This window comes from Spirosoma migulaei (assembly GCF_054776855.1).
On the sequence record NZ_BAAHBG010000033.1, the window covers coordinates 276,948 to 298,961 of the forward strand.

Consider the following 22,014-nt stretch of genomic DNA (forward strand, 5'->3'; position numbering starts at 1 on the left):
CTACTTACCCGACGCTTTACGAATAAAGAATACGATTGTTCCAGCAATAAGAGACAGCAGACCAGGTATAATGTGATCCTGTAGGTTAGGTATTTTAAAGGTTCCACTCGTAACGGCAACCACTGCTAGTCCGACAGCTAACAGCGTAGAAATGCCCTGCTGTTTTGTTGAATTGTACATCGGTTTTTGGGCAACCTTCGTATCCAGATCCGTTTCAATAGGGGCTAGCTGGTGTCCGGAAGCAACAACCGTATCTTGCCGGAATCCCTTTCGTAGTTGAACATCGGGCTTAGTGGATGGTTGAGGCTGCACCTGCAGGCTACTGTTGGTGGCAACTGAGTCGTAGGGCTGTTCGCCAATTTTCGGAATTATAGCTAACGTATACAGAGATGCGTTTTTTGTCTCAGCCTGAATTTCAGTAGCAGATGCATAATCGTATGGCCTTGAGCGCGGAACCAACGCTTGTTGCCGCTGGCAGGCTAGTACTGATACTAAACTGACCAGGAAAGTAAGGTAGGTGACAATTGGGCGTGCCATAGTAATTTGAAAAATTTGACTTATTTTCAGGAAGGAACAAGCCAAACGTAGCGGGTAGTAGCAGGCTATCAAGTTGCCGGTTTACCTTCGGCAGGTCTGAGTTTATCTTCGGCAGGAAACTACGAATGGCATTTTTAGGACTCTGGGCCATTTTCTTCAGAAAAATAACCTGAGGTGCAACTGGCTACATCCACGCCGGAAGTCCTTACAAACCAAGCCTGTCTAAAAACAGCTTGACATCAAGTTTATGCTTCTGCCTGGCCGGAAGCGTAGTTAATAGAGGATTATCCGGAAAAAACTGGGAATCGAGTGGCGAAATCGGCGAAAGGCACCCGATTCCTGAAATTTAGACTTATATTACCCAAACAAAGAAACTGAATATATTTAAGGTACTATTTTGTCCAAAATAATGCAGAACCGTATACTTGCCCTGTTTTGCGTTTACCTGCTTACCTCAGTCTGTTTACAGGCTCAACAAATTATCCGTTACGACCGCGCCACTGAGTTGCTTGAGATGGGCTCTTTTGCTCGCTATTTTGAGGATACAACGAATCAACTCTCCCACGTTCAGATTAGTAAGATGCCGGATGCCCAGTTTACCAACAGCCTGGATAAGGTCATCAACCTGGGATTTACTTCCTCCCGAATCTGGCTTAAGTGGGATATTGGCAATCAAACCAACGAACCCGTCTATGCCATCCTGGAAGCTCAGGATGTTGACTTTGTCGATGCCTACGTTGTCAGCGAGGATACCACTTACTTTTTGGAGACGGGGGTCTTGCGTCCATTTTCAAATCGGTATTTTGGCATTAATAGTATCACACTTTATCTGGGTCGGCACCCCAGGCAGTTGTATATCGCGCTCAAGGATATGAATGGGCTGGTGTTACCCATTAAACTGGGCACTATTCGGCCGGTGGTTCAAAAAGTATACCGCGAAACAATGATCAACGCCTTCGTGGTGGGTGTCATGGCGTTGATTGCCCTGTTTAGCTTTTTCATGTTTGTGTCACTACATGATCGAACCTACCTCCTGTATACCCTGCATGTGATCTTCTCAGCACTCACGCTGTTGACATTTGAGGGGTACCTGTTCGATCTTCTCTGGCGGGATATGCCCTACATGAACAACGGGATCAACTCCAGTCTCATTCGGCTCTTTACGTTGCTAACCAGTATTGCGTTCTCGGTTTCTTTCCTGAACATCAGCGCCGTTCACCCCCATATTAATCGAGCTTATCAGGGGGTTAGTATCCTGGCCATTGGGGTCGTTTTGGCTAAAATAATGGGTATTCAGTCGGCCGAGATGGCCTTCAACGTAATTGTTCTGGTTACCTTCCTGTCGTTTCTGGCCACGGGATTTTGGCTGTATCGCCGGGGCTTTCGGCCTGCCCGGTTCTATCTGCTGGGGTGGGGTATTTATATTGTTGAAGTTTTATTATTAGTGCTTACCCTATTTAATATTATCTCCTTCGATCACACAGTAACCTACTATGGGTATCAGATTGGGGCCGTTTGCCAGGCGACTCTGCTTACGTTTGCGTTGATTGACCGAATCAACTTACTGCGTAACAGTATCAGCCAGGCGCAGGAACTGGCACTTAAACGACTTGACGAAAACCAGCAGTTGGTTGAACGACATAATCTGGTACTGGAAAATCAATTGCAGCAGACACAACCCACCGCCAGCGACGAACTTCAGCAAGTGCTCAAAATGATCCGAGAAGAGCGCGAGCGGGTCAGGAAAATACCTATTCCAACCCTGGAAAGTGTTCTGCTGTTTACTTCCGACGACATCATCAGAATTGAGGCCATGGGTAGCTACACGACGGTTCATTTTATTAACCGAAAGGAGTTGGTGGCTTCGCGCTCAATGGCCGAGTTTGAACAGGTGCTGATTGACCATGACCATTTCTTTAAGGTGCATAAATCCCACTTGGTTAACCTGAACTACATCACTAAGTATCGACGGGGCGATGGAGGCACCCTAATGATGACAGACGGTAGCGAGGTGGATGTAGCCCGACGGGTAAAGCCCGAGTTTCTAAAAAAGATGGGGCTGGATAACTGAATATTGGTTAGTAGTTATTGGCTATTTGTTTGATAGTCAGATGATAGTCGATAGCTAATGACCAATAACAAGACGGCTAATGTCTGTAAAGGTAGCCGTCTGGTTTTGCTGGTCTTTGGCCGTAACCGAATCCCGAAGTTTCAGGCGTGTGTACACATGTAGTTCAGAGTCGATCAACTCAACGGTTACCGGCTTTCCGTCGGCGGTTTGGCTGCCCTGATAGATCAGTACTGCGCTGACCGGATCGGCTGATGGGTCTTTTTTCGACTTGTAGACCTTCAGACTGCAGCCCGAAGGCAACGTTATTCCTTTCTCCAAATCCTGACGAACCACGGTCAGCAGACTTTGGAGTTGTTGCAGGGTTTCCTGGGGCCGAAAGTGGTAATAGACTTTATCCTCATCAGCCGACTGTTTCGTTTCAATATAACCCAGCATAGGCCCAAGCGCCCCAATTAGCGATAAGGATTTGTCGGAGGGAATTACGATGGGATCAACCAGCAGCAGATTCCGGGGTTTAATGTGGTTGGCAAAGTAGCCAGAAGCAACCAGTTCCAGTAGTAAAGCGCCACTCGTGGAGGAGGTGAGTAAGCTGATATTTTGATAGCCAGCCTTTTCCAACTGACTATATTCATCCATAATGGCCGCCTGCCAGTCGTGCCAGGTTGACGTTTTGAAGTCGTTGTAACTTCGCCCATGTCCGCCCAGCAGCACCTGCGACAGGTAAAAATCAGTCCGGCCAGTTGACCAGCTTCGAAATTCATCCCACTCGAATGTAGTGGCCGAATAGCCATGACAGGCAATAATAACGGGTTTCCTGGCCTGCTCAGGCGTCGGGTTTGGCATTGCTTTCGATACCAGGTAGTTCGCTGGCTTGTAGAGCGATGGATCGAACAAGGTTCCCCCATCCAGCATGTCTTTTGTGATGGTGGGTTCGGGTGAACAGGCCAGGGTAATCACAAGTAGAACCAAGAGACTAAGGATTGTTTTCATATTAGTTTTTGGGCGTTTTAAGAATGTTCCAGCTGATACTGGTCTGGACAAAAACGGGATACAACGTACCTGGCCCTGAAAGACCGTTGCCGGTAAGCAGGTTATAGCCGACAGACGCGTTGATTTTGAGCGGAAAGTTGGGGCAGTAACACAGGCCAACTTCAGGAGACGCCAGCAGCGAGGTTCGGGCTAATTCGTCGAATAGGGGGCTTCCATAATGGGCGGCAAAGTAGCCCACATTCGCCTTGACAACGGGTTGAATCAACCATGTAGGCCTGAAATAATAGGAAGCCGAGACCAGGTAGTTGTCCTGCTTAATGGCATTCGAGTGAAAGGCTGTTCCCAGTCGCGAACTAACGTAGCTGAGCCCGATATACAATCGGCTGGACGCCAGTTTAGGATGAGTATACTGCACCGTAAGGCCATTTTCGGCATACAGGTTAATTGATTTCTGAAGTCGGATTCCGATGTCCAGCACAGCTCCGCCAGGCCGCGCCTGGGTGTATTGAGTCGAGTGCTCCTGTCCAAATGTGGGCGAAAGAGCGATTCCGAAAAGCATAGGAATCAACAGGTAACCTGGTTTCATAAAGAAGGTGGGGGTGATATACTGATTCAGTTTGAATACGGGTGAGGGCAACACTGCAATCGAATAGACGTTTAAAGGTGGTATGAATTAGTAGAGAAGCGTAGTAACAGTTGCCTGCCGGGGCACTTGAGTTTACTGCCGGTGCTTTCAAAAAGCCCTACCTCATTAAATAGCAAGAAAAATCTAACCTTACCCTACTACGACTCGTTGAGGCATATAACCTACGGGCTAACTATAATATCAAATAGTAATCACTTACTCAACTTACGAAAACAACCATGATCAATGAAAATCAACTCAGCCGACGCCAGCTCATTGGTGGCATTGGCAGTGGTCTGGCGGCTACCGTACTGGCACCGGCAGTGTTGGCCAATTCGGAGTCTCAGGTAGTAGGGTCATTGGCTCCGGCACCGCTTGTCGATCCGACCACGAAATATCCCAAACCTCCATTTAAACCCCAGCCGCAGCCCTGGCCAGGGTTAGCCAGCAAAATGGACCCGCGTCCCGACCATGGCGAGACCAGTTATAAAGGATCCGGGCGCTTACTTGGCCGAAAAGCGTTGATTACCGGAGGAGATTCAGGCATGGGGCGAGCCGCTGCAATTGCCTATGCCCGCGAAGGAGCCGATGTGGCCATTAACTATCTGCCGGCCGAGGAATCCGACGCCAGGGAGGTAGTGGATTTAATCAAGAAAGAAGGCCGGAAAGCGATTGCTATTCCTGGCGATATCCGCACCGAAGCGTTCTGTAAGCAACTGGTGGAGGAAGCCGTAAAAGGATTGGGTGGATTAGATATTCTGGTGAGTAATGCGGCCCGGCAGCAAAGTCGGGAGTCTATACTGGATGTCTCTTCGGAAGATTTTGACGCGACGATGAAAACCAACATTTATGCACCCTTCTGGATTATTAAAGCCGCTTTACCGCACATGCCGCCCGGATCGTCCATTATCGGAACAACATCCGAGCAGGCTTATGACCCTTCGCCCAATTTATACGACTATGCGCAGACCAAAGCGGCTACGATGAATTTTGTCAAGTCGCTGGCTAAACAGCTTGGCCCCAAGGGTATTCGGGTAAATGGTGTAGCGCCGGGCCCTATATGGACACCATTACAACCCAGCGGTGGAGCCACGCAGGAAAAGCTAAAAACCTTCGGCGGAAATACCCCGCTGGGCCGCCCTGGCCAACCCGCCGAGCTGGCATCTATTTACGTTCAACTGGCGGCTAATGATGGCAGTTATGCTACAGGCCAGGTATACGGAGCGGCTGGTGGGGGAGGACAGCCCTAATCTAGTCCAGTTCATTCGTTATTACTAGAAAAGCCGCGCTCAGCCTATGCTGACGCGGCTTTTCTAGTAATTGCCCAAATTAAGCCGCTAACTACGAAAGCCCCAATAGGTATATTCCCTGACCTTCTCTTTACCAGTTACCTCCATTCTCCCTGGTTACTGGCCCATGAGCGTAATTAATTTGTCCTCCAGGTTTTTACCCCTCAGATTTTTGGCGATAATTTTTCCGTCTTTATCAAGCAAAAAACTATTAGGTATGGCGGTAACCGTGTACAACGCGGCCGTTGAACCCGAATAGCCATCCAACTCAGATACATTCTCCCAGGTATAGCCATCTTTTTTGATAGCATTCGCCCATCTGGATTTATCGGTGTCGATCGACACGCTTAAAATAGCAAACCCTTTGTCTTTGTACGTTTTGTAAAGTCTCACCAGCGTTGGGCTTTCCTGTCGGCAGGGGCCGCACCAGGAAGCCCAGAAATCGACCAGCGTATATTTACCTCGATAATTTTTCAAATCGACGGTATGGTTAGCCGTGTCCTTTGCCATGAATTCCGGGGCTATAGCGCCTAATGCAATACGTTTGGTAGCTGCCACTTTGCTAACAAGCTGTCGTGTTAATTCAGAACCAGGGTATTTTTTCTGAAAGATGGCCACCATCTGGTCCATCAGGTTGATGTCATTATCCGAATGCCAGCGCATGCTGTGATGAACCGCAGCGAGTGAGTTGATAAAGAAAGGCTGTTCAACCCAGGTGGCCAGCTCAGCTTTATAATTTTCAGACGCTTTCTCGTGCTCAACGTTCCAGTACTCAATCTGGGCCTTGTTACCACTTTTTACCGCTACTGCCGATGAATCATAGGTGCGCTTCAGGTATTTAGCAAAAACATCCCGGCGATTACGCTCGTAGTCGATCAGGTATTGTGTGTCCTGAGAACCGGAGCATACGATTTCATCTTTTTTGAATTCCAACTTGAGCGCATCACCTGGCTTGGCTACCACCTGCACCAGTCCCGAATCCGCCACGCTGATTGTATAAATGAGCGGTTCTTTCAGCGGTATCGTAAATTGAAATGACCCTTTAGCGTCGGCAACTACTTCCTGGACTTTCCTGTCCTTGCGTGTTTCATAATTCATGAGGGTTAATTGCACCGGCTTACCGGAAAATTTTGCCGGGAGTAACCCTTTCACCATAGCCGATTGGGAGAAGGCTACATGGGCCCAGAAGCTAGACAAGAAAAGAAAAAAACGCATGGACTCGTTGTTGATGGATGATTGATGGTCAGTAAAACTGATAAGTAGACGTCATCCACTTCACAAAGGTTCAGCACAGGAAATTCGGCGATCAGGGTGGCCAGGATGCAACGATTTGTTTTCCAATCCACCCCACATCCAGGCCACCATCTGTGTCGGCCGTAGTTTCTGTACTTACACCTTGTTTGGCAGAATAGCTTTCAGCTTCAATTTTGCCGGGAAGCGCTTTTTGCGCCAGGCCGGGTAAGCTATTAGCTAGCAATAGGCTCAGAAGTAAATGGTTTATTATTACAAAGTACGGTTTAGGTTTTATTTTCGAATAACTGATTTTCGCGTAAATAGAGATTTTTATTTATAAATCAATCCAAAAGTGAATATTGATTTACCTTCTTTCGTTTGTAGGGCTTATATGCGGAAGTAGGTATTATGATTTAGTCAGTTATAAAGTTCAAGCATGATCAACCACGAAGATTTGGAAATATGATTGTATAACAGTAAAAATAAAAAATGGCGCTGTCTGTTTTTGCTACTTACTATTATTTGTAATCCTACCTTTATTATCAATGGAAAAGTCAATGATTTGTACTGTTTATATTCTGAAATTTATTTTAATTATACAGTCTTTGATTACGTAAATTCGAATTGTTAGCTTTAGGTGAATGGCAACAGCTCTAATAAAAAGAGTTAAAAGTAATTATATAGAACTTAACAATGATAGATTAAAAAACATTTACTAAAAAGAAGGCTCAAATTGGCTTGGTTGGGTAATTAATACTGAATGGTATCTGAAACTTAAGCTGGCTATAATTCAGTGTACTACGCTTTATGTCTATTATAGAGGCCACTAATTTAAGGTAAAATTATATGTATAGTTATGTAAAAATAGATATTATTATAATTTACTCCCTGTTTATGTATTTTATGATATAAAACACATATGACATATCGTTTGCGGCTATTTAGGTCATTTCGACCAGGAAATTGGCGATTTCACGCAAAACCTGAGTATGGCTGTTAGGTCCTTATATCTACATATACTAGGTTTACATAGAGTTAATAATCAGCCGGAATAAACAAGGAAAATAATTTTAGCTGTTCATTGCTTTTTATTGGCAAGTAAATTATTGTTTGGCACTTCCTGACTTACTAATGGCTTGATTTATGCTAATACGTTAGTCGTAAAAGTTGATTGCCTACTCTAATTTGTTATGGAAAAATCGCCTTTTTTTTGGGAATACATTAAATTTTATACATAGTACTTAAAAAAATACAGATGCTTTATGGTGGTAAATAAAACAGTTAACTAGCTAAAAAAATAAGCATTTTTGTGTACTATTTTTTAACTAGCTAGCTACCAAATTTTATGAACTTGTAGCGCATATAGGTTGATTTAGTTAAAAAATTTTTTGTGGAGAATTAAATTTAACGGAATAATTACTATCTGCCGTATGAATAATTATCAAAACTCTCTGATTTATGTGGTTGATGATGGACAGCAGGAACACTATCTGCTTAAGCTTATTCTTGCTGATCAACCGGAAAATTGTAACGTGCGATTTTTTAACGATGGCACTCAACTGCTCACTCAACTTACCCACCGCCTGGACAACCGACTTCCTGACTTGATTTTATTGAACTTACAACTGTCCATCCTGACAGGCTATGAAGTACTGCTTTTGCTCAAAAGAGATACAGCCTGGAAGTCAATCCCAATTATTGCCTACAATGCATCAGCCAAAACCGTAGATAGTACCCAGTATACCGATCTGGATTGTACAGCTTTCCTTGACAAATATAATGGTCACCGAAAAAGTGCTAGACGTTTGTCAGCTAATTATTTAAATGTCAACCTTACATATAGTGACAATTAAATCTGTTGGTTTCCTATGTATTCTATCCTGTTTATCAACGGCCTGATCAGCCAGGAAAAATGCTCCTTTTTAGTTTTTCAAGCCGCTTATCCAGCTAGTCACTGTCGATTTTTTTTTTTTGTTGAAAAAATACTGATAATCAGGATATTAATTGCTGGGCGATACCCTTCTCGTTAGAAATGGATAAGCTACTACAAAGATGGTTTTACACATCTTTACAAGGGGTTGCCTTTGTGAAGCCTATCTGCAATAGCCTGGGAGAAGTAACCGATTTTCGGTATCAGATGGTTAATGATGCATTCGCCCACATGTTCCGGCGAACACAGGAAGAATTAATTGATAAGCCGGTTAAATGGGTCTTTCAACCCGGTCAGGAGAACAGTTTTTTTGACCCTGCCGTAACGGTTATCCAGACAGGAGAAGCCCAACAATTGCTTACATGCCATGCTATAGAAGGGGAAGATATGTGGCTCAAGGTTAGCCTAAGCCGGATAGACGACCAGCTTCTGGTGAACATTCAGGATGTAAGCGCACAAAAAAGAACGGAGATTACCTTACAGCGACGGCTGGCGATGGAATCTATTATATCACGGGTGTCAAGTAAGCTACTGACTATTAAGGCTACTGACGTTGATGGATATATCGAAGAAGCGCTGGAACAGATCAGTACCCACATAAACGCCGAGCGGGCGTCTATTTTCATGTATTCGGATGGCTATACACGAGGGAGCTGTGTCCATGAGTGGTGTGCGCCTGGTATTTTGTCCTTGAAAGATAAACTAAAAAATGCGCCTATTACCAGTTTCGAATGGGCACATCAGGAGTTAGAGCAAGGGAAAACAATTCGCCTGGAAGTCAACAAGCTTCCCCAACATGCAATAGAGGAGGAGGCCCTGTTTAAGGCCATGTCGATTTATTCGGTCATTAATCTTCCGCTAATTCAGGACAGAAAAACGTTTGGGTTTATCGCTTTTTACACAATCGGGCATCCGCAGCAATGGGATCAGAATGACATTTTGTTGCTGGAGACATTCAGTACGTTGATTGCCAGTGTGCTTCAACGTATACAGCAGGAAGCCATGATCCAGCGTACCAGCCAGCGTCTGGAAAGCTTACATGCAATTGACCAGACATTATTAAGTTATCGTTTAGCGGATCAATCGCCTGTGGTCACCTCCATGAAATATATAAATTTCATGGTCCCTTGTGATCGAATAACGTTATTCCAAATCGATGAAAACACGGGACTGTCAACCGCCAAATTCCGGATTGTTGAAGGAGAGCTGGATATGAACCCCCAGTTTATTATGCCGGCACAGTATTTCTATGAGCAGTTTCAGGGAACTCAGGTTCCCTATCAATCAAAATATTATCCTGATTTACGGGCCTATAATTTAGGGATTGTGCCTGGGTTGCTTATCTATGAAGCGGGGGCGCACTCATTAGTTACCATACCGTTATACAGCCAGAAAGAATGTATTGGCGTTTTAACTCTGGTCTCAGTTAATCCTTATTTCTTTACAGATGACTATCGTCAAATTGCTGAGGAACTGGCTGGTCCATTCGCTATTGTTCTTCAGCAGCAAAAGTTGGATGAACAGCTTGCTCAATACACCGAGGAACTGGAACAACGGGTAGAGGAGCGTACCAGCGAAATCAGGCGTTTGTCGACCTTGCACCAGGCCATTTTGCGGCATGCTGGCCAGGCTATTATCTCGACAGATATCCATGGGGTAATCCAAACGGCCAACCAGGCTAGTGAAAACTTACTAGGCTACCGGGTCGATGAACTAATTGGTCAGTGTATTCACCTTGAACTTCCCTCCCCCGAGGATTCGGTCCCGTGTATTGTTTATCAGTCTAGTGTGCAGTTTCCTCCACCTCCCAATAGGTTCATGGAGGCACTCGCTACGCAAGGTTATTTGTATACTGAATGTTGTGCCCTCACGAAAACAGGACGGAAGATCCCAATCCTATTAGCGGCCAGCGCATTAGAAAATGGTCAGGGTGTTGTTATTGGTTATGTTGGAATCTCGACGGACATCTCGGCGCTAAAAACAGCCGAAGTGAAACTCAGCCAAAAAAATCAGGAATTAAATACCTTTTTTGAAGGGGCTCTGGATATGCATTGCATCTCCGACAGTCAGGGAAATATATCGAAGGTCAATCGGGCTTTTCAGGTAACGCTGGGCTATTCGGCCGCCGAACTCACGGCTATCCCGTTTCTGAATCTGATTCATCCTGATGAGCAGAAAGATGTCTACAAGAATTTACTCGTAGATATTCTTCAGCGTCCGGTTCGCAACCAGATCAGCCGGATGCGTAGAAAGGATGGTAACTACCGAATCATTGAGTGGAATGCCATCGGTATTAACAACGTTGTGTATGGGTCGGCCAGGGATATTACCGATCGGCAAGAGGCTGAAAATCAGTTGCGAAATTTAAACCAGCGGCTTCAACTGGCTACTCAGGCGGCTGGTCAGGGAATTTGGGAGGAGGATGTAGAGAAGGGAAGCCTGATTTGGGATGAGCGCTTATGGGAATTACATGGGCTGGAACCGCGCCAGGATAACTGGAACTTTCAGGAATTTTCAAAATTGATCCATCCCGAAGATCTACCCGCGTTTGCGGAACGCTTTAACCGAGATCTATCCGGAGGGAAGATCTCGGATGTTATTCGGGTTATACGACAGACTGATGAAACGATTCGCTACTTTGAAACCAATGGGCTATTAATCAGGGATGAACAAGGTAAATTAGTTAGGGGCGTGGGGGTTGTCTGGGATGTGACGGAACGAAAATTGGCCGAAGCGGCCCTTCGGGAAAGTGAACAGCGGTTTCGGGAGTTTGCCGAAAATGTAGATGAAGTTTTCTGGATTCATTCGGCCGACCCTTTCAAGTTAATTTATATCAACCCGGCCTGCCAGCGCGTGTGGAACATAACTTTTCAGGAATTACAACAGGATCCATTGGCGTTTATGGTTACTGTGTTACCAGAAGACAAACCTGCTGTATTGACCTTCATTGATCACTATAAAGCCGGTATAGAAAGTGAATTATACTATAGGATACAGCCAAAAGGCGAAGCCCTGCGCTGGTTACTAGCCCGCAGTTTTATCATTCGCGATGAAGCGGGGAAAGTACTCCGCCACATCGGTATTGTTAGTGAGGTGACCAGCCAGAAAGAAAAAGAGTTTGTTCTTCAGCAATCGCTAATTCGGGAGCAGGAGCTGAACGAACTCAAATCACAGTTTGTCGCCACAGCCTCCCACGAGTTTCGTACCCCGCTGACAACAATCCAGTCCAGCGTCGAATTGATAAAGCTATATCTGGCCATGCCGGCTGCTAAATCACGGGGCTCCATTCAAAAGCACCTGGCTGTAATTGAAAAAGAAATAGACAAATTTAGTCGACTGCTTACCGACATTTTGACAATTGGCAAAATCGAGTCGGGGAAAGTCAGCTTTACTCCTCAATGGGTTAATGTTGTGTTGCTTTGCGAAGAGATTATTACCGCTCATTTTAGTCAACCGGGGAGTTCACGTTGTGTTCGATTAGTATGGGAGGGAATGCCCCACGAGGTTTATCTGGATGATAAATTGATTAGTCATGCTATTGTCAATCTACTGTCAAATGCCTTTAAGTTTTCAACCGAAGACCCCTGTCTGAGCATCTCGTTTACGGATAAAAGCCTTGTTTTACAGATAATTGACAAAGGGATTGGTATACCAGAACGAGCGCTTTCTACGCTGTTTCAACCGTTCTTCCGGGCTAGTAATACAATTGGTATACCGGGTACAGGCCTGGGACTGGTTATTGCCCGTCAATTTGTGGAACTCCACGGTGGCAATCTCAACGTACAGAGTCAGGAAAAAGTAGGAACTATCTGTACAATCAACTTACCAAGTAAGCAAGGTTTTTAAAGCCGGGTATTTCGATCAGGTAACTCCCTACAAACAATTTGGTCGCAATCAGTATGAACAGCAGGGGTTTTGCCTGGGATTATCGATTGTAAAAAAGATTTTAACGTTAAATCAGGGTCGGCGGGCAATGGGAAGTCTATCGGAAAGCGAGACCAGCGTGTCCATCGATCATTGATTAAGACTAGTTTGTCATCCTCAGTTAAAATAACCCGTTATAATCCTACCCATTTAGCACCAAGCGGGGGTATAGGCTCAATAAAGCTGGATGCTGCTCTTGCGTAGACCTTTCCTCAAAGGTTGATCAGGTCAGGGTTAGCCGCTTGTCGACTGGCGGTGGACGTTTCGCGGATAAACTTCATAAAGCCATTCAGGATGGCAAGTGGCAGGTTTCCACACTGATCTAGCGAATTGAGGGTAGCTTCTGTGTTTTCGTTATCACCTGTTTTGTAATTAGGTATAGCTGTCATATAGCTAGTTGTCCTATTGTCAGTTGACTTTACTTGGCAATACATATAAAGCCCTCCATTTGGCCTGGATTAAATCATATGTTAACTATATTGCTATTTGTTTAACATATGATTTGCATATATCTTTAGTGGCCTAACTCAGTTCTTGTCCTCCGACCTGATTGCCCCTAAATCAGCACAAATTAATTTTCCATGGCTAGGTTGTCTTGGTGAAAAAATATGGATTAAGGAGTGAGTAGTTGTTATTCTCGACTTCTGTTGCCGCAACCTGTATTAATTTTTCCTTCAGGCACAAGCAAATAAATTATCAATTATAACTAGCGGATTGGGAAACAAAACAAATTTCCTGATCAAATAAATTTAACTACATATATGATTTTCATTTATACGATTGGAATACAAATGTGAGTAGAATTGAGAAACCGCCATGCCTAAAAAGAATTCGATGCATAAATCCACACACAAAAACGCAAAGGTAAAGAAGGGGTTGGTAGTATCTACATTGTCCATAACGGATTTTGAGAATTTGCCAGTTGGCATTATCGTATGTACTCCCCTGATAGATGATAACAATGCTATTGTAAATTTAATTATTACCTATTGTAATCCATTTGCCTCAGCCTTACTTTCTATTGATTCGTCCAGAAAAAAAGCTCTTTTCTTGGACGAATCGCCTTACTTGAAATCACTTTTGAATCCAGCCTGTACTGTAATGGAAACGGGTATACCTTTTTCTGTAGAATCCTACGAGCCAAAAAACGGAAACTGGATAACGAGTTCAATTAATCGAATTAATGAACGCTGTATTATCTATTTACAGGATAATACAGCCAAAAAGAAGAATGAAAATAATTTACAGCGCAGACTACAGCTTGAATCTATTATTTCAGAAATATCCAGCCGTTTAATTAATATCAAACCTGCTAAGCTAGATGCCTATATTACTAAGTCATTGGGCCTGATCGGTGTATATACTGGTGCAGATCGAGCCTATCTCTTTAATTACTCGATAGATGGTTATTTTATGAATTGTGCCTACGAATGGTGTGCTGAAGGCATCGAGCCATTCCAGAAACAATTTCAACATGTACCCACGAATCGCTTCCCCTGGTGGCATCAGAAAATTGCAAACGAGGAAATTATTCTGATAACATCACTTGATGATTTACCGACCAGTGCCGCTCCTGAGAAAGAGAGTCTGAGGGCACAGGACATTCAATCATTACTGGTCGTGCCTATGATGTTCGACAATAAACTCGTTGGCTATATTGGGTTTGATACGGTTCGAAAACAGCGGCACTGGGATAAAAATGACATTGACTTATTGACTACTTTTTCTGGCTTGATTGTAACGACTACGGAGCGGGTTAGCCGTGAACAACTCCTGCAACGCACGAACGATCGGCTTGAGGGGATAAACCGAATTAGTAAAGCTCTGAAGAGAAGTAGTTTATTGGATGAACAGCCTGATCAGATTGCATTGAAATACATGCATGAAATGATTCCCTGTGAAATGGGAATTGTTTTTCGTATTGATCAGGATGGCCAGTTTGCATACGCAGAAAATAGAATGCGGAAAGGGAAATGGGAGTCATTGCCAAGAATCCGTGTTCTGGCTAAATATCTTTACTATGATACACTGTCAAACGGCCAGGAGGTTCTGTTAAATAAGTTACAACCTACTGGCTTTCCCGCCGATTTTAACCCTTACAAATGGGGTCATCGTTCTTTTTTGGCAATTCCGCTGTTTGCTCAACATCAATACGTTGGGATACTGGTGTTGCTTGACAAATCGCCTGATTTTTTTACCCAGGAATCTGTATTTATAGCCCGTGAGGTTGCCGATCAGTTATCCATATTATTATTCCAGGAAGAGGTAAATCTACAGCTAACCAGGCAGGCCGATAAACTAAACGAAAATAACCAGTTTTTACAGGCTGTAATCGATAATATTCCTGCTGGATTAGCCCTGTGGCAGCCAATCCGCAGAAATGGATCCATTGTCGATTTTACATATTTATTAATCAATCCGGTAAGTGCAGCCATTACGGGGTTAAGCCAGGAAGAACTAGTTGGGCAATCCTATATTAGTCTGTTCCCGCATGTTCTCAAAAATGGGCTATTCGATAAATTAGTCAGACGGGCAGAATCGGGAAAAACCCAACGTTTCCAATTTATGGACAAACTGCCTGCTGGCGACTTCTGGGGTGATTTCTCACTGGTTTGGGTTGGAGACAACCTGTTACTGACCATAAATGATATCACGCACCTTAAACAGATTGAGGAACAGCTTCGACAAACAAACATTGGTTTAGAAAAGCGGGTAGCCGATCGAACTGCCGAAATTCAACAGCTTTCTGCCATGCAGCGGGCTATTCTGAAGTACGCCGGTCTGGCCATTGCGGTGAGTGATACAACTGGCGTCATCCAGCTTGTTAATCCGGCTCTTGAAGCCCTCATCGGCTACAAAGCCGATGAATTGATCGGGAAAGTAACCCTTGGCGCGCTTAGGGACCCCGAAATCCATCAACAGCAAATCGATCAGTTGAAGCCCGGAATGGACAACTCATCCCTGAATGGGGAAGAGCTAATTGCGGCTTATTTACGAGAGAATGATTTTCTACAGCGAGAGAATACCCTTTTAACTAAAGAGGGTAAACGTATACGGGTACTGTCAACTTCCAGCGGGCTCTATAATGACCAGGGTAAGCTGATCGGCTTTGTTGATTTAGCCACAGATATATCTACGCTAAAAGCTATTGAACAGGAGCTGAAACAGGCCAATCAGCGTATTCAACTGGCAACTTTAGCTGGTAAACTGGGCATTTGGGAGTGGAATTTAGGTACGAACGAGCTTGTACTTGATACGAATTTTTTCACCCTGTTCGGCATGGCCAAAAAGCTTGAAGGCAATCGAATGAGTGATTTTGAGCGCCTGGTTCACCCCGACGATTTACCATTGCTTTATCAACATATACAACAAGCCATTAAAGAACAAACCCCGCTAGATGTTGAATTTAGAGTTATTTTACCTAAAAGTAAGTCGATCCATTATGTAAAAGCGGACGGTTTAGTTCTTCAAAATGAACCAGGAAGAACGGACCGTATAATTGGGGTAATTCGCGATCAAACAGCCACGAAACGAGCGGATCAGGCCCTGAAAGAAAGCGAAACACAATATCGCTCGTTGGTTAATCACCTTAAAGAGGTTGTCTTTCAAATCGACACAGAAGGCCATTGGATTTATTTAAACCCTGCCTGGCAGGAGGTAATGGGCTTCGGTGTCAGTGAATCACTGGGTAAACCGTTTCTGGATTTCGTATTTCCAGATGATCGGGCGCATAATCAGGAATTATGTGAGCTGCTGCTGGCTCGTAAAAAAAAGTATTGCGAGCATGTTATTCGATATATTCATAAAGATGGGGGGTATCGGTGGATCGAAGTGTTTGCTCAGGTAACACAGGATCAGGACAATCAAATTACGGGAATAGCCGGAACGCTGACAGATATTACAGGCCGTAAAGAAGCAGAGGTAGCTCTTTTAGAAAGTGAGCAGCGGTTTCGTGATATTGCAGAAAATGTGGACGAGATATTTTGGATCCGAGACATTAATGAGCCCAGATTTATTTATATGAATCTGGCTTACGAAAAATTCAGCGGGCAAAATCGCCAGCTCTTGTACGAAAACCCATTTCTGTTTTTACATTTTATCCTGGAAGAAGACCGGCAGAAAGTGATGGATTTCTTTCTGCATAAAGATCCAGACTTGGACTTTCAGTTCCGGGCCAGGCATCAGGACGGAAGTATTCGTCATTTAGGTGTTCGACTATTTACTGTCAAAAATGAAAATAACATCGTAACTCGCCGAATCGGAGTTGCTACAGATATTACTACGACTATTGAAAAAGAATTAATTCTGAACGAATCATTAAAAAAAGAACGAAATTTAAATGTACTTAAATCTCAATTTATAACAACCGCATCGCATGAGTTCAGAACGCCATTAGCCACCATTAGTTCAAGTGTAGAATTGGTAAAACATTATATTGATAAAATAGACGAACTATCTTCGAAACCCGTAATTAATAAACATATTGAAAATATTTATCAAAAAGTTTTTCTACTCAACGATCTAATAGCGGATACACTAACAATCAGCAAGATAGATGAAGGTAAAATAGCATTTCATCCGGAATTGACAAATTTGGTGAGCCTTTGTGAAACTATTGTAAAATCTTACTTTGGCGATCGGCTGGATAATCGTTTTGTAGACTTTATAGTCAATGGCAATCCGGTAGACATCCTGATCGATAAAAAACTGATGGAGCATATTCTTACTAATCTTCTGGCTAATGCCTTTAAATTTTCGACAAAAAATCCGACCCTAAACCTTTCTTTTCAAAAGAAACTAGTCTGCATTTTTATTAAAGATGAAGGAATTGGCATACCTAAAAAAGACATGCCTAACTTATTTGGTAAATTCTTCAGGGCTAGTAATGCCAATACCTTCCAGGGAACAGGACTTGGTTTGGCTATCTGTCAGGAATATATAGCCTTGCAGAATGGCCGTATTGAGGTGGACAGTACAGAAGGAATAGGAACAACCTTCAAGGTTACCTTTTCACTCGTACCCTGATTTTAGCTTGTCGTATCGGTAAATTTCACCTGACCAGGACTTCCTTCTTTAAAAGCTTAGCGCTTTTAATGGCCTGTTTCCAATGCCTTTGTATTCGATTGAACAAGTTCGCTCGTGCGGCTGTGATGAATCAATAGGAAATGGTAAATTTATCACAGCCAAAACGTATCCAGGTAGATAGTGGCAGTGCGTTTTCGGAGAAGTAAGCTATCCTAAATTCCATAGATCATGAAAAATTTCGTTGTATGCTGGCTACTACTGGGGTTAATCACCAGTACTAAGGCCCAATCCACTCAGGTACGAACTATTACGGGAATCGTAACCGAACAAACCTCGCACAGCCCATTACCAGGCGTGGCCGTAGGGATTAAAGGCATGAACAAAGGAACTACTACGGACGTAAAAGGCAATTACTCCATAGAAGTCCCTACAGGCGCTACGCAGTTGGTATTCAGTTTTGTTGGCTACCGAACGCAGGAGGTTGCCATTGGTAATCGGCAAACGATTGACGTAGCACTGGCTCCCGATGCTCAGGCCTTAAGCGAAGTCGTTGTGACCGGGTATAAGACACAAGCCAAACGAAGTATCACGGGTAGCGTTGCCACGATTGGTTCTCAACCCAGATTATACCGCCCCCAGTCTACTCCCTCAACAGAAAGCTACAAAGCCACTGAGGAAACGGGTTTTCAGGAGGTTCGTCAACAGCCCGTTACAACCTTCTCGGCCGATGTAGATCGTGCTTCGTACAGTAACATCCGCCGGCTGCTTAACAACGGCCAACGCCCTCCTAAAGATGCCGTTCGGCTGGAGGAGATGATCAACTACTTCAGCTACCAATATCCACAACCGGCCGGTGAAGCGCCGGTGTCTATAATAACCGAACTGACCGAATCCCCGTGGAATTCAGGGCTGCAACTACTTCGGGTTGGGCTACAGGCCCGTCGTGTTAAAAATGACCAGCTTCCCCCATCAAATCTGGTATTCCTGCTTGATGTATCAGGTTCGATGGATGCCCCCAATAAACTACCTCTGGTACAAGCTTCCCTCAATCTACTCGTCGATCAACTTCGTCCTGTAGATCGAGTGGCTATTGTTGTTTATGCCGGAGCGGCTGGGTTAGTGTTGCCACCAACGCCTGGCAATCAACCCCAGCGCATTAAAGATGCCATCAACCAATTACAGGCAGGTGGCTCTACGGCGGGCGGGGCGGGTATTCAACTCGCTTATAAAGTGGCTATGGATAATTTGATAAGCAACGGCAATAACCGGGTTATTCTGGCTACCGATGGCGATTTCAACGTAGGCATTTCGGGGCAAGGTGAGCTACAGCGACTCATCGAACAGGAGCGGGAAAAAGGTATTTTTCTAAGCGTTTTGGGCTTTGGAATGGGGAATCTAAAAGATGCTAATCTGGAAACGCTGGCCGATAAAGGAAACGGTAACTATGCCTACATTGATAATCTTCCTGAGGCACGAAAAGTATTCATTCATGAATTTGGGGGTACTCTTTTTACGGTAGCCAAAGATGTAAAACTACAACTGGAGTTTAATCCAACCTATGTGAAAGCCTATCGTTTGTTGGGGTATGAAAATCGACGGTTAGCTAACGAAGATTTTAAAAACGATCAAAAAGACGCGGGTGACCTGGGGGCGGGCCACAGTGTTACAGCCCTCTACGAACTGATTCCAGCCGGTGCTAAAAGCAAATATCTTCCGAAAACAGACTCGTTAAAATACCAGACATTTGTTGATACCAAAGCGTCTACACAATCGGGCGAATTGCTAACGCTTAAAGTCCGGTATAAACAACCTGCCGATTCTGTTAGTCAGCAACTTCAACACGTAGTTAAAACGCAGACTGTTTCATTTGACCGGGCTACGGCTGATTTCCGATTTGCGGCTGCCGTCGCCGAATTTGGCTTACTATTGAGCGAATCCGCTTACAAAGGATCAGCGCGCTATGGGCAGGTGGTTAAACTGGCAAAGGGAGCCCTTACTGACGATTCAGAAGGGTACCGGAGCGAATTTGTGCGATTAGTCAAGACGGCCTCCGGGTTAACGTCATCAGGCGAGGTAGTCGACGAAGAGAAAAACGACTAGTACTTGACAAAAAATAGAAACTAAAATTGGAAGACTATCCGTCATAACGACCCGTTAACCTAATCGGTGGTCGGGTCGTTTTTGTGTTTTATACACATCTGTATGTCATCCAGGCGGCTTGCTACCTACAGGGGTGAGCAGTTCAAATAGGCCCCTCGTATTCTGTATCGTTCTTTTCTGAGCGCTGATTTTTATATAGGTAAAACCATACTTTGCTGATCCATTAACAATACCGCTGAAGCCGGTTTTATAGACCAGTACTTGTAATTTTTAGCATATCTGGTTAAAGGAAATAGGGATTTCCTGAGTGATTTAAACGTACCACTAGACTAGTGGTAACTGACTGATTTACCGTAGTATGTGTGCTGAATAAACGGCAGGGATAAGTCGTTGCCCAGCGGATAAGGCCATATACAGTCGGGTACATGCGTAAGGTATCCGTTGGCTATATAGTAAATTATTGCCGAATGGCAGCGTCTCAAAATTTCACGTACACGATTGTTTCTCGCTAAATCCGATTTGTCCAGTTCGCTCCTTAACCTTCGTATCGTATCATGGTATTTACAGAAAAATTCGCCATTAATTTAGAAGATCAGCGTAACCAGCTCAATCTTGCCCAGGCTCTGGGCCTGAATTTAGGGCTGGGATTCGACCCCTCAATCTGGTCGTTCCTGAAAGATAGTGAACGCCAGCTTATTCAATTGATGGATGGCCCAACACCGCCTGAACCCGATGCCTCCGGAAATATAGAGTTTGGGTGGTGCCTTTATTTCCTAAATGGAATGATGCCTAATGTTCCACCTCTGATTCAATCTAGTCTCCAGGGCATTAAGTTGATTTTGACTAGTATAGGGGGTATGCCCACCAGCAGGATAACCTCAGCTCAATGGAAGCGTTGGTTAATCCAGTTAGACAGCGCGGGCGTACTAAAGGGCGATGGTACGTTGGTGTCAACGGCCCGCTACGCACTTATCGATCCAGGCTGGGCGCTTTCTCTGCTCAATTTTTTATCGCTTAAACTAGGTATACGAAAGATCGTACCGTTTAATCCAGTCGGGAAAACAATTCAGGTCACTCGCCCAACTCCCTTACGGATGGCGCTGTTTGGCGATTGGGGAACCGGGCCTTATCTGGATGGGAATTTAGCCGCCAGTCCTTCGCAACTGGTAATGCAGCAGATTCAAAAAAAGGCTCCGGATATGGCCGTTCACCTTGGCGATGTGTATTACTCCGGAATGGATGTTGAAGAGCATCTTAGGCTGGTAGATAGCTGGACGTATAAAGCACCCCTGGGAAATTTTACCCTAAATTCAAATCATGAAATGTATTATGGAGGACATGGTCTGTTCAACATTGCCCTCAATCCAGCCAGTACACCCTTATTTCAGGCGCAGGGTAGCTCGACGTTTTTCAGCGTTAGCTTTGGGAACTGGCTGATTCTGGGACTCGACTCTGCTTATAATGCCCCTCAACGTAATATGTACCTGGACGGGGCAATAACCGATCCGGCCCAGAAAAAACTGTTGAAGGACGCGGGGACTAGTGGAAAAAAAATCATGATTTTCACTCACCATAATCCAATAAACGAAACCGGAACGATCCAGAATAACCTGTGGAATAATGTAGTATCAGCCCTGGGGAAAAACCCAGACTACTGGTACTGGGGGCATGTGCATAATGGTATTGTGTATTCAGAAAAGTCAGCGGCTGGGTCCGTGAAGTGCAGGTGCCAGGGTAATTCCGCTATTCCAATTGGGCATGCCTCCTGGTACGATACGAATGCGAATATCTCCTTTTATACGAATTCGCCCCTTGGCGATACAGATCCTCGTAATGCATTGCGGATCAAGAATGGGTTTGCGCTATTGGAATTTGGCCAGGATACCGTTAAGGAGACGTGGTATTATCAGGATGGCACGCTTGCCTGGTCGTCTTAATCGACTGGCCAGCAAGTGCCAATAGCTCATTTGTAGGTTAGACACTAGCAACTGGAACCAGCTAAACCAATAGCGGCTAATGACTATTATCGGACCAGTAGGGCGGATCGGTTGGTTTATAAAGAAATTCCAACCGCTATGATAAACTAAACTGGCAGTGTAATATATGCCTAAAGCCCTGAAAAGGGCTTTAGGTGCTGTTGTTTGATTAGATCCAGAGGCTTGTTCAGGACACTTACTTTCCAATACAGAAAGTAATTATAGTTAATAGCCTATTGATAATCAATGAATTATTAATTGAAAATATAGATTAGGGTACAAATAGTGCACAAAATCTGCAAAACTAACTCTCA

The 22,014-nt window shown here is 44.4% G+C and carries 13 protein-coding genes; 7 read left to right on the forward strand and 6 right to left on the reverse strand.

Annotated features, from left to right (window positions below; all coding sequences use genetic code 11):
* Positions 1 to 537, reverse strand: a complete 537-nt coding sequence (locus ACYVGO_RS30930) for a hypothetical protein (protein ID WP_460972618.1) — start codon at positions 535 to 537, stop codon at positions 1 to 3.
* A gap of 409 nt (positions 538 to 946) precedes the next feature.
* Between ACYVGO_RS30930 and ACYVGO_RS30935 the strand changes: the two genes are divergently transcribed.
* Positions 947 to 2,608, forward strand: a complete 1,662-nt coding sequence (locus ACYVGO_RS30935; RefSeq protein ID WP_460972619.1) for a 7TM diverse intracellular signaling domain-containing protein — start codon at positions 947 to 949, stop codon at positions 2,606 to 2,608.
* Between the two features lie 54 nt (positions 2,609 to 2,662).
* Here ACYVGO_RS30935 and ACYVGO_RS30940 read toward each other — a convergent pair whose 3' ends face one another.
* Positions 2,663 to 3,598 (reverse strand): alpha/beta hydrolase, encoded by a 936-nt coding sequence (locus ACYVGO_RS30940; protein ID WP_460972620.1) that lies wholly within the window; start codon positions 3,596 to 3,598, stop codon positions 2,663 to 2,665.
* A 1-nt stretch (position 3,599) separates the two neighbouring features.
* A complete protein-coding gene (locus ACYVGO_RS30945) occupies positions 3,600 to 4,184 on the reverse strand; it encodes a hypothetical protein (RefSeq protein ID WP_460972621.1) in 585 nt (194 codons plus the stop codon).
* A 278-nt stretch (positions 4,185 to 4,462) separates the two neighbouring features.
* Here ACYVGO_RS30945 and ACYVGO_RS30950 point away from each other — a divergent pair, with 278 nt between their 5' ends.
* The gene (locus tag ACYVGO_RS30950) at positions 4,463 to 5,473 is read left to right on the forward strand and encodes an SDR family oxidoreductase (protein WP_142774624.1); all 1,011 of its coding nucleotides are present in this window, start codon (positions 4,463 to 4,465) and stop codon (positions 5,471 to 5,473) included.
* A 156-nt stretch (positions 5,474 to 5,629) separates the two neighbouring features.
* Here the strand turns inward: ACYVGO_RS30950 and ACYVGO_RS30955 are convergent, their stop codons facing one another.
* Both ACYVGO_RS30955 and ACYVGO_RS30960 read right to left on the reverse strand, forming a co-directional pair.
* The gene (locus ACYVGO_RS30955; RefSeq protein WP_460972622.1) at positions 5,630 to 6,727 is read right to left on the reverse strand and encodes a peroxiredoxin family protein; all 1,098 of its coding nucleotides are present in this window, start codon (positions 6,725 to 6,727) and stop codon (positions 5,630 to 5,632) included.
* Positions 6,728 to 6,818: 91 nt separating this feature from the next.
* Entirely contained in the window at positions 6,819 to 6,989 is a 171-nt protein-coding gene (locus ACYVGO_RS30960) for a hypothetical protein (protein WP_460972623.1), read from the reverse strand.
* Positions 6,990 to 8,175: 1,186 nt separating this feature from the next.
* On the opposite strand from ACYVGO_RS30960, the gene ACYVGO_RS30965 reads away from it, so the two are divergent.
* Together ACYVGO_RS30965 and ACYVGO_RS30970 are read left to right on the forward strand one after the other, a co-directional pair.
* Positions 8,176 to 8,598, forward strand: coding sequence for a response regulator (locus tag ACYVGO_RS30965; protein WP_460972624.1), 423 nt, complete (start codon positions 8,176 to 8,178; stop codon positions 8,596 to 8,598).
* Positions 8,599 to 8,777: 179 nt separating this feature from the next.
* Positions 8,778 to 12,521, forward strand: coding sequence for a PAS domain S-box protein (locus ACYVGO_RS30970; protein ID WP_460972625.1), 3,744 nt, complete (start codon positions 8,778 to 8,780; stop codon positions 12,519 to 12,521).
* Positions 12,522 to 12,811: 290 nt separating this feature from the next.
* Here ACYVGO_RS30970 and ACYVGO_RS30975 read toward each other — a convergent pair whose 3' ends face one another.
* The gene (locus tag ACYVGO_RS30975) at positions 12,812 to 12,988 is read right to left on the reverse strand and encodes a hypothetical protein (protein ID WP_460972626.1); all 177 of its coding nucleotides are present in this window, start codon (positions 12,986 to 12,988) and stop codon (positions 12,812 to 12,814) included.
* A 712-nt stretch (positions 12,989 to 13,700) separates the two neighbouring features.
* On the opposite strand from ACYVGO_RS30975, the gene ACYVGO_RS30980 reads away from it, so the two are divergent.
* From ACYVGO_RS30980 to ACYVGO_RS30990, 3 genes are all read left to right on the forward strand, one after another.
* On the forward strand, positions 13,701 to 17,624 hold the full coding sequence (locus ACYVGO_RS30980) for a sensor histidine kinase (protein WP_460972627.1): 3,924 nt from the start codon (positions 13,701 to 13,703) through the stop codon (positions 17,622 to 17,624).
* A gap of 228 nt (positions 17,625 to 17,852) precedes the next feature.
* A complete protein-coding gene (locus ACYVGO_RS30985) occupies positions 17,853 to 19,724 on the forward strand; it encodes a vWA domain-containing protein (RefSeq protein WP_460972628.1) in 1,872 nt (623 codons plus the stop codon).
* A 554-nt stretch (positions 19,725 to 20,278) separates the two neighbouring features.
* A complete protein-coding gene (locus tag ACYVGO_RS30990; protein WP_142774618.1) occupies positions 20,279 to 21,661 on the forward strand; it encodes a metallophosphoesterase family protein in 1,383 nt (460 codons plus the stop codon).
* Positions 21,662 to 22,014 lie beyond the last annotated feature (353 nt).